This window comes from Ruegeria sp. H9, from assembly GCF_056532915.1.
Map to the genome: position 1 here is coordinate 1,065,136 of NZ_JBQFNX010000002.1, position 13,643 is coordinate 1,078,778.

Consider the following 13,643-nt stretch of genomic DNA (forward strand, 5'->3'; position numbering starts at 1 on the left):
TTGCATTCGATTCGTCGGCTTAACGTTTACCTGCGCGACAGCAAAGGAGGCGGCAAGATCTTCCACACCGCGCACGCTCAACGTCTGGGAGGACAATATGAAAATAGTCAAGACAGCGGCCCTGGCGGCCGTAGCCACGACAATGGCAGCCGGTTTCGCGATGGCTGAAACAACGAAGCTTAGAATTCAAACCCATTTTTCGCCCGAAACTCTGTCAGGCCAGATGGCTGCAAAATTCGTTGAAGACATTCAGGAAATGTCGAACGGCGAAATCGAAGTTGAAATGTTCTATTCCTCTTCGGTGGTCAAATCAGTTGAAACCTTCGATGCCGCAGCTACAGGAATTCTGGATTGCGACATGACGGGCGGCGGCTATCAGACCGGTAAAAACCCGGCCTTCCAGTTTGCGGGCGACCTGCTCGGCGGATATCAGAACCCATATCAGCAAATGGCTTGGCTTCTTCATGGCGGCGGAAGAGAAGCTGTAAATGATCTATACAACGGCTACGACATGGAATTCATCGGATGGTGGATTCCCGGGCCAGAGTCGCTGTCTTCGACCAAGCCGATTGCAAAAGTGGAAGACTTCAAAGATTGGAAGTTCCGCTCGCCTCCAGGCCTTGCTACCAAGGTGTTCGCGGAACTTGGTGCTTCTCCGATCGTGATGGACTTCAACGAAATCTTCACGGCTTTGGAAACCGGTATCATTGATGGTGCGGATGCTGCGAACCTGACGAACAATGTGGGCCTCGGTCTGTACGAGATCGCAGGCCACACAAACTATCCCGGTTTCCACTCGATGCCTGCAGATCACCTAGCTTGTCGCAAAGACGTCTGGGAAGCGATGCCCGCGCATCACAAGAAGATCATGGAAGTCGCAATGGATAGCCTGGCATTGCACAATGCCACAATCAATGAAGTGCAGAACGCTCAGACTGCAAAAGACCTGAAGGCAAAAGGCGTTCAGTTGTACGAATGGTCGCCTGAAGACCTGGCAGCGTATCGCGCGGCCGTTCAGGTCGGTTGGACGGAGTTCGCAACGACACCTGAAGCACAGGCGCTTTTGGAAAGCCACATCAACTTCCTGCGTGACCTGGGCGCAATGCAGTAATCAGGCTTCGATCGAACTACGACACACGGAAAGGCCGCACTTGCGGCCTCTCCGGATCGGCGCCGGGATCCAGAACTTCATGAAAATCACCAGAATAATAAGTCATGTACTGCAGTACGACATGCCGGAAGTTCTGGGCTACTCGCAACAGTATTATGACAAGCGTACAACCCATCTGGTCGAGATTCAGACAGATGAAGGGGTAACCGGTTGGGGGGAGTGCTTTGGTCCCGGAAACGTAGCCATTGCGAACAAATCCATCGTGGAAAAGGTTATCCAACCAATGGTCCTTGGCATGGACCCTTTGGACAAAGACGTGATCTGGCACAAGGTGTACAATCTTTTGCGAGACCATGGCCAAAGCGGAATGCCAATACAGGCTTTGTCCGGGGTGGACATCGCACTTTGGGACATCACCGGCAAAATCTCTGGCCTCCCCCTCCATAAGCTTGTCGGCGGGGCTCATCGCGCAAGCGTTCCTTGCTACGGCTACGGCATGATGCTCCGGGATGAACCGATTTCTAGTCTTGCAAGCCGTTTTGAGGATGAAGCCGCTAAGATCAAGTCAATGGGATTTACCGCCACCAAAATGAAAACGGGCTTTGGCCCGAAGCCTGATGTGAAACTGTGCGAAGCAGTTAGACGCGGAGTTGGTGACGACTTTCCTTTTATGGTCGATGCAAACCATGCCTATACGACTTCAGACGCGTTCTTTGTCGGTCGGGCGCTGGAAGAACTGGACGCATATTGGTTCGAAGAACCGGTCGCGCCAGAAGACATTGACGGATACCGCGAACTGCGCACTTCGCTTAAAGTAAACATCTCAGGCGGAGAGGCGGTATTCAATCGCTGGGCATGGCGCAATCTTCTTGAAAACCGTGGCATCGATATCGCGCAGCCAGAGGTTTGTGCTTTGGGCGGTGTTTCAGAGTATCTCAGGGTACTGTCTCTATGCCACGCACATTTCACTCCGGTCGTAAATCACGTCTGGGGTAGCGCCATCGCCGTCGCAACTAATCTGCATTTACTAGCGGCCATGCCCGCAATTCCAGGCGGCTTGCATCCATGGGAGCCGATGCTGGAGTTCGACACAACGGACAACAAGTTTCGGGACGATCTGCTGACCGAACCGCTGGAAATTCAAAATCAAGTCAAGGCCAACAACGGCCGTGTCACGATCCCGACTGGCCCCGGATTGGGTGTCGAGCCGGACCGAGACTTTATCGATCACTACAGGATCGAAGGATAGGGACGAGGGTTACGCGATGCACAAGAACTCAGGCGGACTAATTGAATGGCTCATACCGTTGGCCTTCGTCGCAACAGCCAGCTGGCTTGTTTGGCATCTTCCCGCATTCCTATTGGACTGGCTGCCTTACACCTCTGAGTCCCTCAAAAGTCAGGTAACTGAAATATATCTGCGCAGCGACGTTACGCCCGAATTGTCTGGCGTATTCGGGGGGTATGTCGACATCATCGACATGGCCGCGCTCGTCCTTCTACCGTTTCTTGCAGTGATTGGTACCAAGACCGTGCGCCCGGCGACGATGGAGTTCGAAGGCTCGACGGTTATGGACCGTTTCGCCCTGTTCATAGGTCGAGTGACGATGATGATGATCGCAATCATGACTGTCGTGATGCTCTACGAAGTCTTCATGCGTTATATCCTGGAGAAGCCGACCGAGTGGGCGAACGAAATGACACTCTGGTTCGCCAGCTTTGTGTTTTTGATGTCTGGCTACTACGCCATGCAGCAACGCAGTCACATTCGAATATTCCTGCTGTACGACGCAGTTCCACGTTGGCTTCAGCGCGTTTTTGATACGGTTTCGACTATACTGATCGTGCTATTTGCCTTCTTTCTTGTCTACGGCAGCTACAAACAGGTGTTCGTCAACAAGCTCTACAAATGGGAGCTTTATGGCTCTGCCTTCAATCCGCCGATCCCGGCGACGTTGCAGCCGATGGTGCTGATCGTGATTACGCTCGTCGCAATGCAAGCAATTTTGAACCTGGTCGCGGATTGGAACAAAGAACCGGAAATCCACACAGATGAACCGGACGAAGACGAAATTGAAATGATCAAACGGGCGGTGGGACAAGACTGATGGACATTGGAACAATCTCACTCATCCTGATGGTCGCCCTGATTGTGCTTCTGGCGATCGGGATGCCCTTGGGTCTGGCCTCGGCTTCGCTTGCGGTTCTGGTTCTTGTGCTCAAGTTCGAACCGACACTGCTTTTAAACCCGTTTTCATTCGGCGACGGGATTCTCACAGGTCGGCCTGGGACTGGGCCGCTCTATATCCTGGCGCAGAAGATATACGGGCTCTTAACGGACTACGTGCTCATATCCGTGCCATTGTTTATCTTCATGGCGTCGCTGCTAGAGCGGTCCGGGATCGCGCGCGACATGTATTCGTCGCTGAATGTCTGGCTGTCCAGAACACGCGGCGGCATCGCGATCGTGACCTCGATCATGGCGGTGATCATGGCGGCCATGTCCGGCATCATCGGCGGTGAGGTTGTCCTGCTGGGCCTTATCGCCCTGCCCCAAATGCTGCGCCTGGGCTACGATCAGAATCTCGCGATCGGCGTCATCTGCGCCTCTGGGTCGCTGGGAACCATGATCCCTCCTTCGATCGTTCTGATCATCTACGGGCTGATCACCGAAACCTCGATCAAGTCACTGTTCACCGCGTCTTTCATTCCCGGCTTCATGCTGGCCTCGATGATCATCCTGTACATCATCATCCGCACGCGGTTGAATCCTCATCACGCTCCGCTGCCGGAACCGGACCCGAACGACCCCGAACCAGCCGAGAAACGCAAACTGTTTGGTGCCTTCATGAGCATCGTCGTCGCCGGATTTTCCACCGTTCTGTTTATCCGAGCCGCGTTTTTCGAGCTGTCAGGCTCCAACGCTGCCAGCCAGGGCGAACCAGCGCGATTGGGGACAGCTGACTACCTGCCCTGGTTTGCCGGCATCACGATCGTCGCCCTTCTGCTGATTTTCTTCGTCTTTGGCAGACAACGCTCAAAAATCGGTTGGGAAATGGGCAAGGGTCTCGTCGCGCCGCTGGTTGTAATCGGCGTCGTGCTCGGCTCGATCTATGGCGGGATCACAGGTATCACTGAGGCTGCAGGCATGGGCGCCTTCGCAGTCCTGATCATCGCCATCCTAAGGGGCGAAGGATCGTTCGAGCTGGTTTGGGACAGCTTGATGCGGACACTAAAATCCACAGGCACCATCATCTGGGTTACGATCGGGGCCGCCGCGCTGGCGGGTGCCTATACCATTGCTGGAGGGCCCCAATACGTGGCCGACCTGATCGTCGGCCAGGAGCTGCCGACCATGTTGGTCATTCTGGTAATGATGCTGATCTTGCTGTTCATGGGCGCATTCATGGATTGGGTCGGCATCGTACTGTTGATCATTCCGGTCTTTCTGCCGATCGTCCTGCGCCTTCCTATCGAGGAAATCGGAGTCTTTGGCCAGTTGGAGCCGAGTCATGTCGCCATCTGGTTCGGCGTCGTGTTCTGTATGAACATGCAGGTCAGCTTCCTCTCGCCCCCTTTCGGCCCGGCCGCGTTCTACCTGAAGTCAGTGGCTCCGCCGCATATCAGCCTGACGGATATCTTCCGCGGCTTCCTGCCATTCATCGGGATCCAGTTGCTGGCGCTTTCCGTTCTTCTGATCTGGCCGGGTATCATCGCGCTGCTTTTGTGAGGTTGCACCCATGCTGACACAAGATGCGATTGGCAAGTTCCAGACCGATGGATACCTCGTGGTTGAGGATGTAATTCCCCGCGATGTCCTGGGTCGGGTGCAAGCGGAATACTCGGATGTCCTGAACCGGCTCTATGACTGTTGGTACGGAAAAGGGCTGGTCAAGGACGAGCCGTCCGGAATGACCTTCTGGGACAAACTTCTGTCCGCCTATCAGGCCGGATGCGACTATTTCCAGCCGCTGGACATCTCGCTGCCCGGCGATCGGATCATGGCGGACACACCGTTCCATATTGGGCCCGCAGTGTTCGACTTGCTGACGGCCCGTCCCATGCTTGACATCGTCGAGCAGCTGATCGGGCCAGAGTTGGTGAGCAATCCAATCCAGCACGTTCGGCTGAAGCCACCTGCCCTGAAGCTGTCCAAGGACGAGGTGCGCGCGCACATCACCGCAACGGACTGGCACCAGGACCGAGCGGTTGCGCTGGAGGATGCTGATCAGACCGACATGGTCACGGTGTGGATTGCCGTCAACGATGCAACCGTCGAAAACGGCTGCCTGCAAGTGCTGCCGAAGGCACAGGACCAAACCATCCTGCCGCATTGTGCCCGGACGCAGACAGGCATTGCTGACGGGTTCATTGATGAAGGCCGCGCCGTACCCCTTCCTGTCAAGGCCGGCGGGATAATCCTGTTTCACCCTTTGACGCCACACGCTTCGCTGATCAATAAAACGGACCGGTTCCGCTGGTCGTTCGACATCCGCTTTAGCGCGGCAGGCCAGCCGACCGGTCGAGATCATTTCCCCAGCTTCATCGCGAGGTCCAGATCGCGCCCCGAAACCGAGCTGCGAGATTGGCGCGTCTGCAAGTCCAATTGGGAGGCGGCGCGAGCAAGACTGTCCGGCAAGCCGCATATAGATATTCACCGGTGGACATCGGACTCACCGTTCTGCGCCTAGCTGCTGCCGCCAAGAAAGCTGATTATGACTTTTGTACGTTTAGATCGAACGGATAGCGTGGTGGTTGCAACTCGGCACCTGGAGGCCGGCAGTATGGTCGAAGATGTCACGACCAATGCGCGCATACCCTCGGGGCACAAGGTCGCCACGCGGAATCTTGCACTCGGCGATCCGGTCAGAAAGTACGCCCAGATCATCGGTTACGCCACCCAACCGATCGAACCCGGCGACCATGTACACACCCACAATGTCGAGTTCCGCAACACCAGCGTGAACTACGAGTTTGCGACGGATCACAGACCCACGAAACCCGCCAACTCGGTCGATACGTTTATGGGCTACCACCGGGATAGCGGTCGGGTCGGTACGCGCAACTACATCGCGGTTCTGACCACCGTGAACTGTTCGGCAACTGCGGCCCGCATGATCGCCAATCACTTCACGCCGGACAAGCTGGCCGAGTTTCCGAACGTCGACGGCGTGGTGGCCTTTGTACACGGAACGGGCTGCGGAATGGCCGATTCCGGCGACGGTTTTGAAGCCCTTCAACGGGTCATGTGGGGGTTTGCAAAACACCCCAACCACGCTGCCGTTCTGATGGTCGGTCTAGGCTGCGAGATGAACCAGATCGACTGGCTGCTGGACGCGTATGGGCTGAAGCAAAGTCCCACCTTCCAGACGATGAACATCCAGAACGTCGCCGGATTGCGTCGGACCGTGGAAATGGGCATCAACAAGATCAAAAAGATGCTTCCCATTGCCAATGAGGCGAGGCGCAGCGAAGCCCCGGCGTCCGAACTGATGGTTGCGCTGCAATGCGGTGGCTCGGACGCTTGGTCCGGCGTGACCGCGAACCCGGCGCTCGGACATGCCTGCGACTTGTTGGTTGCGCAAGGCGGCACAGGTGTCCTTGCGGAAACACCCGAAATTTACGGAGCCGAACACCTTTTGACCCGCCGCGCCCTTAGTCGCACAACTGGGGAAAAACTGATCGGACTGATCGATTGGTGGCAGGACTATACCGCTCGCAATCACGGTTCGATGGACAACAACCCAAGCCCCGGCAACAAGCAAGGGGGTCTGACGACCATCCTAGAGAAGTCGCTGGGGGCAGCGGCGAAGGGCGGCACCACCCCTTTGACCGGTGTATTCAAATACGCCGAACCCATCACCGCCAAAGGCTTCACCTTCATGGACAGCCCCGGATATGACCCGGCCTCGGTGACCGGGCAGATCGCGGCTGGGTGCAACCTTGTGTGCTTCACCACGGGACGCGGCTCTGCATTTGGGTCCAAGCCGGCACCCACGCTGAAAATCGCTACCAACTCTGAATTGGCAGCACGCATGCCCGAAGACATGGACGTGGATGCGGGCGACATTCTGACCAAAGGCGCCAGCGTCGAGGAAAAAGGACAGGAAATATACCGACGGCTGCTCCAAGTCGCCTCTGGCGCGCGGACCAAGTCCGAGGCGCAGGGCTTGGGTGACTACGAATTTGTTCCCTGGCAAATCGGAGCGGTGATGTGAAACGGATCCTTGTAGCCGGCGGCGGATTAATCGGTATCCGCCACGTCCGCGCCGTGATTGAGCATCCCGGTTGCCAGTTGGTCGGGTTGGCCGATCCAGATGGCTCGATCCAGATCGACGCGCCGCGTTTTGCTAGTATGGACGAGGTGCAGGACCCGGTAGATGGCGTCATTATCGCGACGCCAACCCGACTGCATGCCGAACATGGCATTCTGGCCGCATCTCGCGGTTGGCACATGCTGATCGAAAAGCCGGTTGCCGCGTCGGTCGGTGATGCACTGCGCCTGAAGACGGCCGTTCGCCAGGCCAATGTCCGCAGTCTTGTAGGCCACCATCGGCGGTATCATACAATCTTGCAACACCTGAAGGAGGTGATCGCGCAAGGTACGATCGGACAAGTCATCAATGTCTCGTTGCTGTGGGCCATGCGCAAACCCGACAGCTATTTTGAACAGAACTGGCGGACTTCCGATGGCAGCCCAGTCATGATCAATCTGGTGCATGATATCGATGTCCTGCGCTTTGTGATCGGAGAAATCTCGGATGTCGTCGCCCTGCCCGGAGCGCCCATCCGCGGATCGGATAGGATAGAAAGCGGGGCTGTCGCGATCGCATTCGAAAACGGCGCGACGGGCACTATCAGCTTTGCCGATACCGCACCCAGCCCCTGGGGGTTTGAGGCCGGAACCGGCGAGAACCCGAACATCGGCACGACCCATCAGGACATGATCTGGATCACGGGAACCAGTGGCGCTGTGAGTTTTCCCTCCATGACCCTGTGGCGCGGACAGGATTGGGGCACTGCGGCCCAAAAAGACCAACTTACACGACCGGAACAACAACGCGCACCGCTAGAGGTGCAGCTGGATCACTTCCTTGACGTGATCGATGGCGCTCCTCCACTGATTGACGTCGAGGATGCAGCCCGAACGCTCGAGGTCACATCACGGATTGAACAGGGGCTAAAGGCGCGAACGACCCGAGCGCGGGCGCCGGCCTGATGGACATGCGGCCCGGCCAAATGCCGGACCACCCAAAAACCAATGATTATCCACCGGGCAATATGAGCATTAAAAAAGCAAAGCCGCCCGCAACAAACACAAGAATAAAAACCAGACACATTCACGGAAAGGGAAACCAATGAGCAAACCATCAATCGGGTTTATCGGCTTGGGACTAATGGGCGGAGCCATGGTGAGCCGACTGTTGGACCAAGGATATTCGGTCGCTGTATTGGGAAACCGCGACCGCACATACCTGGACGCCGCGATTGACCGAGGCGCCCGCGAGATGCGAAACGCCCAAGAACTGGCTCAGGCCAGCGACATCGTGATGCTGTGCATGGGCACCTCCGAACAGGTCGAGAGCCGAATGCACGGTGCAGATGGAGTGATTGCGGGATTGAAGTCCGGCGCGATTGTCATCGACTTTGGCACCTCGCTTCCTGGCAGCACACGCGCCTTGGCCGAGGAGGTTGCTGCAGCCGACGGAAGCTATCTTGATGCACCGCTTGGCCGGACACCTTCACACGCGCTGGAAGGCAAGCTCAACATCATGACGTCTGGCGACAAGGCTGCCTTTGACAAGGCAGAGCCGATACTGAAAGATTTGGGCGAAAACGTTTTTTACCTTGGCCCCGTTGGGTCCGGACACACGATCAAGCTGATCAACAACTTCTTCGGAATGACCGTTGCGAACGCGATGGCCGAAGCCTTTGCCATGGCTGACATCACCGGTGTTGACCGCAAGCAGCTTTATGATGTGATGGCCGCAGGGCCGCTGCATTCCGGAATGATGGATTTCGTCAAAGCCTATGGCGTTGAGAGCGACCCAAATCAGCTGGCCTTTGCCATCAAGAACGCGGCAAAAGACCTCGGGTATTATGACCGAATGGCGCGCGAGGCGGGCGTTACCAGCGTGATGTCGCAGGGCGCGCTTTCGGCGCTGAATGACGCCCGCGACCACGGTCAGGCGGATGACATGGTAAGCCAGATGGTTGACTACTACGTTAAGCGTTTCAACACTTGATCGATGGCCGTCTCCGCCAACCCCACCGCTGACCTGCCGCGCCTTGGCATTGTGCTGATGTTGATGGCGTGGCTGTTCTTTTCGTTGGTTGACCTTGGGGCCAAGTGGTTGGCGTTGGCCGGAGTGCCGGCATTTCAGTTGGCGTTCATGCGCTATGCGGGGCACTTCGTGATCTCAGTGGGCGTGATCGCCAAGGGCGGGATAGAGGCCGGTCGGTTCAAGACTGACCATCCATGGCAGGTGATAAGCCGGGCCTTGCTGCTGATCTCGGCGACCGTTTTCAATTTTTATGCCCTACGGTTTTTGCCACTGACCGTTGTGTCGGCAATCATGTTCTCAAGCCCGGTCATCGTGTGCTTTCTGTCCGTCTTTGTATTGAAAGAAAGCGTGGGCCCATGGCGTTGGGCGGCTATCATCCTGGGCTTTCTGGGGGTGTTGGTTGTCGTACGGCCGTTTGGTTCGGCCTTTCATCCGACCATGCTGCTGCTCGTATATAATGCCACCGCTTTGGCCTTGTACTCGATCATGACGCGCAAGCTGTCCGGGGTCGTTGCCGTGGACACTATGCAATTCTACCTCGGGCTTACCGGTACGGTGGTCCTGTTGCCGTTCGCCATCTGGTTTTGGGTCCAGCCAGAAAACACGTGGAGCCTGATTGTACTGATCGGCCTTGGTGTGTTTGGCTGGTGCGGGCATCAGCTGCTGACGAACGCGCATCGGTTTGGAACGGCGAACCAGTTGATGCCATTCACCTATTCGTTCCTAATCTACGTGGCAATCTGGGGTTATCTGTTCTTTGACACGGTACCGGACGCATTCACGTTGGCGGGGGCTGCGCTGATCATGGCTGCCGGTCTCATCATCTGGAAAAGAGAAAAGAAATGACGCGAATTGCCTGCATCGGCGAAGCAATGATCGAATTGTCCATGCTGGAAACCGGCGCAAAGGTGGGCGTCGCGGGGGATACGCTGAACACGGCCATCTACATGCACCGTGCCGCGCCTGACCTGCAGGTGGAGTATGTGACATGTCTAGGCGACGATCCGTTCTCAAGGCGTATCGTGGACTTCATCGCCAGTCATGGTATCGGAACATCCGGCATCCGTATCATTCCGAACGCCTCTCCGGGACTATACGCGATCACGACATCTGCGGACGGTGAACGCAGCTTTACCTATTGGCGCAGCGAGGCGGCCGCCCGCCAGCTTTTTGCCGATCACGACTTCAGCCCGCTGAACGGTTACGACGTGCTGTACTTGTCAGGGATTTCCGTGGCCATTCTTCCGCATGCAGTCAGGCTTGCGCTTCTGGACTGGCTCGAAGGCTCTTCCGTTCGGTTGGTATATGACAGCAACTTTCGTCCGCGTCTTTGGGACAGCGTCCAACACGCTCGGCAGATTAACCAACGGCTTTGGCAACGTGCAGACATTGCCCTGCCGTCCATTGACGACGAGATGGCATTGTTCGGGGAAAGCGCGGACCAGGTGGCTGCACGCTTTGCCGATCATCACGGTGTTGGTGCGTTGAAACGCGGAGAGAATGGCCCTTTGTCCATCGGTCAGAACACTGACCAAACCTATGAACCTGCCAAAAACGTGCTGGATACGACAGCGGCGGGCGACAGTTTCAACGGTGGGTACCTCGCGGCCTTGCTGATGGGGAAATCACAGGCCGACGCCCTGATGGCTGGGCACAATTTGGCTTCCACCGTTGTTCAATTCCGCGGCGCGATCATTCCCGGATAAGTGGCGCGAGATCCTCAGCGCCAACGAGACCCAAAAGCAGCGCTACCGGGTCCGGCTGCTTGACGGCCGTGGCAATTTCCGACGCGCAAGGATCGTTCAGCGCCCTGCCCTTTGCGATCTCGGACATGCAAAAAGAGATCCAGGCCCGCATCCCTGCAATCACCGCCTGAGAGCCGGTCTCACGGAGTGTGGGAACAAACCGATACGGCAGCTTCTGGCTGCCATCCATTGCGATTTGGTCCAGACGGTGCGCCAGCTCGGGGTTTTCAAAGCGGCGTAACAAAGCCTCGGCATAATCCGGAACCTGTGCTTGCAGTGCAGCGGGCAGCGTTGCGCCCGCATCCTTCATCAACTCAGAAACCAGCGGGCGCAAAACCGGGTCTTGAACCGCTTCGTGGACGTAGGTCAGGCCCCGCTCCAACCCGGCATAAGCCAACAGGGAATGGGCACCGTTCAGCATGCGCAGCTTTCGCATCTCGTGCGGGGCTACGTCATCGACCAGTTGCACTCCCGGCCAATCCGGGTGTGGACCGGCGAAACTGTCTTCGATCACCCACTCCGAGAACGCCTCGGTCGGAACAGCCATAGGATCGCCGCTGATTGCGCGAACGGCGTCCGTGGTAGCCGGGGTGATCCGGTCGACCATCGCGTTGGGAAAGCGAACAGAGTCCCAATTCACGTCCAGACCGGCTGCTTCCGCAAAATCGGCAACTGCCGTTTCGAGCGTCTTGCCGTTTTCCATGCGATTGTCACAACTTAGTACCGTTACTGGCTTGCGCCGTTCCGCAAGGCCATAAGCTAAAAACCCGATCAGCGTCGCAGGCCCTTGCCCTGCCAGATCGGCGGCAATCGCCGGGTCCTGAAGGTTCAGCTTGCCCGCGGCGTCCAAGTGATAACCTTTCTCGGTTACGGTTGCCGAAATGATCTCGGCATCCGCCATCACATCGAATATCTCTGCGCGATCCTTGGGCGCGACCAGAACGTCTCGCAGAGCTTTGATGCGCCGGACACCCTGCCCCTGTACGCACAAATCGTACTCAAAACCCTGTCGGGCCAATCCATCCCGAACCGAGGATGAACGCAGGCTGACGCCGACAACGTCCCATCCGCCCGCTTGATCCGTGTAATCCAGCAAATGCGCCCGGGCAAAGTTTCCAAGGCCGAAATGAAGAACTGTACCCATCTAGCTTTGCAACCTGTAAACCTGTTTCGCCAGATCGACCGCCAGCAATCGCGCCAGATGCTCGGCACTGTCCCGATCGAAATAGCCGCGCGCAACCTGCTCCGCCAGATGAATCGCCACACCCTGTCGCCACAGGTCGTGACGTGCAGGAATGGACAGGAAAGCCCGCGTGTCGTCATTGAATCCGGCCAGATTGTAATATCCGGCCGTTTCAACGACCTGATCGAAATACCGCGCAATCCCGGCTGGGCTGTCGTGGAACCACCAAGGCGGCCCGATCCGAAGGCACGGCCAATGTCCCGCCATCGGGGCCAGTTCGCGGGCATAGGTGCTTTCGTCCAGTGTGAACAGAATGATGCGCAGTTCCGCCGAGTTACCGACCCGGTTCAACAGCGCCTCAAGGCCCGTGACCCAATCCATCGCGATTGGAATGTCGGCCCCCTTGTCCCGTCCGAAGTCCCGCAGTACCGCGTGGTTCGTGTTGCGCTTGCTGCCAGCATGTATCTGCATTGTCAGACCATCATCGACAGACATCTGCGCCATTTCGATCAGCATATGCCCATAGAACCGGCGAGCATCCTGTTCGCTACCTTCCCGCCGTCTCAGCCGCTGGTACAGCGCTTCCGGGTCGTCCAGCCACTCGGTCTGCACACGTTCGATACCGTGGTCGGTGGCAGTACATCCCAGCTGGATGAAGTAAGCCCGCCGCATTCGCAGCGCGTTGAGGTAGCCATCATAGCTGCCCAGATCGCAGTCTGTCAGCTCGGCCAACTTGTTCAGGTTCTGTACGAACTCCGGGTCCGACCCATCCAAAACCCCGTCTGGGCGGAACGTCGGAACAACCCGCCCGCCCCAACCGCTTGTTCGAATCTCCCGATGCTCAGCCAGGCCGTCGAGAGCCGAATCTGTGGTGGCCAGAACCTCGATCCCAAACCTGTCGAACAAAGCCCTCGGGCGAAATTCGGGACGCGTCAGCTTTTCTGAGATCTCATCATAAATCAGGTCAGCCGTGCGAGAAGACAACGCCTCAGACACGCCCAGCGTTTCGTGCAGCACGTAGCTCATCCAGATCCGGGATGGCGTTCCCAGAAACAGATGCCAGTGTTCGGCAAAGGTGCGAAAAACGGCGCGGGGATCCTTCTTTCGCCCCTCTTCCCCAACGCCAAGTTCGGACAAAGGAACGCCCTGCGAATAGAGCATACGGAACACGTAATGGTCGGGAACCACAAGCAGCTCTGCCGGGTTGGGAAACGGCTCATCGGTTGCAAACCACCCCGGATCGCAGTGACCATGCGGAGACACGATTGGCAGGTCCTTGATGCCCAAGTACAGGTTTTCTGCCATGCCATTCAAATTGC

The 13,643-nt window shown here is 57.1% G+C and carries 11 protein-coding genes and 1 pseudogene; 10 read left to right on the forward strand and 2 right to left on the reverse strand.

Annotation, left to right across the window (positions count from 1 at the left end; translation table 11 throughout):
• The first annotated feature begins 97 nt into the window (after nucleotides 1-97).
• The 10 genes and pseudogenes from ACR0CZ_RS13850 (at nucleotide 98) to ACR0CZ_RS13895 (ending at nucleotide 11,102) form a co-directional block, all read left to right on the forward strand.
• Entirely contained in the window at nucleotides 98-1,111 is a 1,014-nt protein-coding gene (locus ACR0CZ_RS13850) for a TRAP transporter substrate-binding protein (RefSeq protein ID WP_170396175.1), read from the forward strand.
• Nucleotides 1,112-1,190: 79 nt separating this feature from the next.
• Entirely contained in the window at nucleotides 1,191-2,360 is a 1,170-nt protein-coding gene (locus tag ACR0CZ_RS13855; RefSeq protein ID WP_170396173.1) for a mandelate racemase/muconate lactonizing enzyme family protein, read from the forward strand.
• Between the two features lie 16 nt (nucleotides 2,361-2,376).
• Nucleotides 2,377-3,219 carry a TRAP transporter small permease subunit gene (locus ACR0CZ_RS13860; RefSeq protein WP_480503398.1) on the forward strand — a complete coding sequence of 281 codons (843 nt, stop codon included), beginning with the start codon at nucleotides 2,377-2,379 and terminating at the stop codon, nucleotides 3,217-3,219.
• On the forward strand, nucleotides 3,219-4,841 hold the full coding sequence (locus ACR0CZ_RS13865) for a TRAP transporter large permease subunit (protein ID WP_170396171.1): 1,623 nt from the start codon (nucleotides 3,219-3,221) through the stop codon (nucleotides 4,839-4,841). Before ACR0CZ_RS13860 ends, ACR0CZ_RS13865 begins: the two co-directional genes overlap by 1 nt.
• 10 nt (nucleotides 4,842-4,851) lie before the next feature.
• Entirely contained in the window at nucleotides 4,852-5,802 is a 951-nt protein-coding gene (locus tag ACR0CZ_RS13870; protein WP_170396169.1) for a phytanoyl-CoA dioxygenase family protein, read from the forward strand.
• 24 nt (nucleotides 5,803-5,826) lie between these two features.
• A complete protein-coding gene (locus tag ACR0CZ_RS13875; RefSeq protein ID WP_170396167.1) occupies nucleotides 5,827-7,329 on the forward strand; it encodes an altronate dehydratase family protein in 1,503 nt (500 codons plus the stop codon).
• Nucleotides 7,326-8,330, forward strand: coding sequence for a Gfo/Idh/MocA family protein (locus ACR0CZ_RS13880; RefSeq protein WP_170396165.1), 1,005 nt, complete (start codon nucleotides 7,326-7,328; stop codon nucleotides 8,328-8,330). Before ACR0CZ_RS13875 ends, ACR0CZ_RS13880 begins: the two co-directional genes overlap by 4 nt.
• Before the next feature lie 106 nt (nucleotides 8,331-8,436).
• Nucleotides 8,437-9,357: pseudogene (locus ACR0CZ_RS13885) on the forward strand (NAD(P)-dependent oxidoreductase); the annotation flags it as partial.
• 3 nt (nucleotides 9,358-9,360) lie between these two features.
• On the forward strand, nucleotides 9,361-10,242 hold the full coding sequence (locus tag ACR0CZ_RS13890; RefSeq protein ID WP_170466277.1) for a DMT family transporter: 882 nt from the start codon (nucleotides 9,361-9,363) through the stop codon (nucleotides 10,240-10,242).
• Nucleotides 10,239-11,102, forward strand: coding sequence for a sugar kinase (locus ACR0CZ_RS13895; RefSeq protein ID WP_170466274.1), 864 nt, complete (start codon nucleotides 10,239-10,241; stop codon nucleotides 11,100-11,102). The genes ACR0CZ_RS13890 and ACR0CZ_RS13895 overlap by 4 nt, the downstream gene beginning before the upstream one ends.
• Here ACR0CZ_RS13895 and ACR0CZ_RS13900 read toward each other — a convergent pair.
• Together ACR0CZ_RS13900 and uxaC are read right to left on the reverse strand one after the other, a co-directional pair.
• Nucleotides 11,089-12,285, reverse strand: coding sequence for a mannitol dehydrogenase family protein (locus ACR0CZ_RS13900; protein ID WP_170466271.1), 1,197 nt, complete (start codon nucleotides 12,283-12,285; stop codon nucleotides 11,089-11,091). The two genes, ACR0CZ_RS13895 and ACR0CZ_RS13900, sit on opposite strands and share 14 nt — an antisense overlap.
• Complete coding sequence (gene uxaC / locus ACR0CZ_RS13905; protein ID WP_170466270.1) at nucleotides 12,286-13,629, reverse strand: glucuronate isomerase; 1,344 nt, start codon at nucleotides 13,627-13,629, stop codon at nucleotides 12,286-12,288.
• Nucleotides 13,630-13,643: the final 14 nt, after the last annotated feature.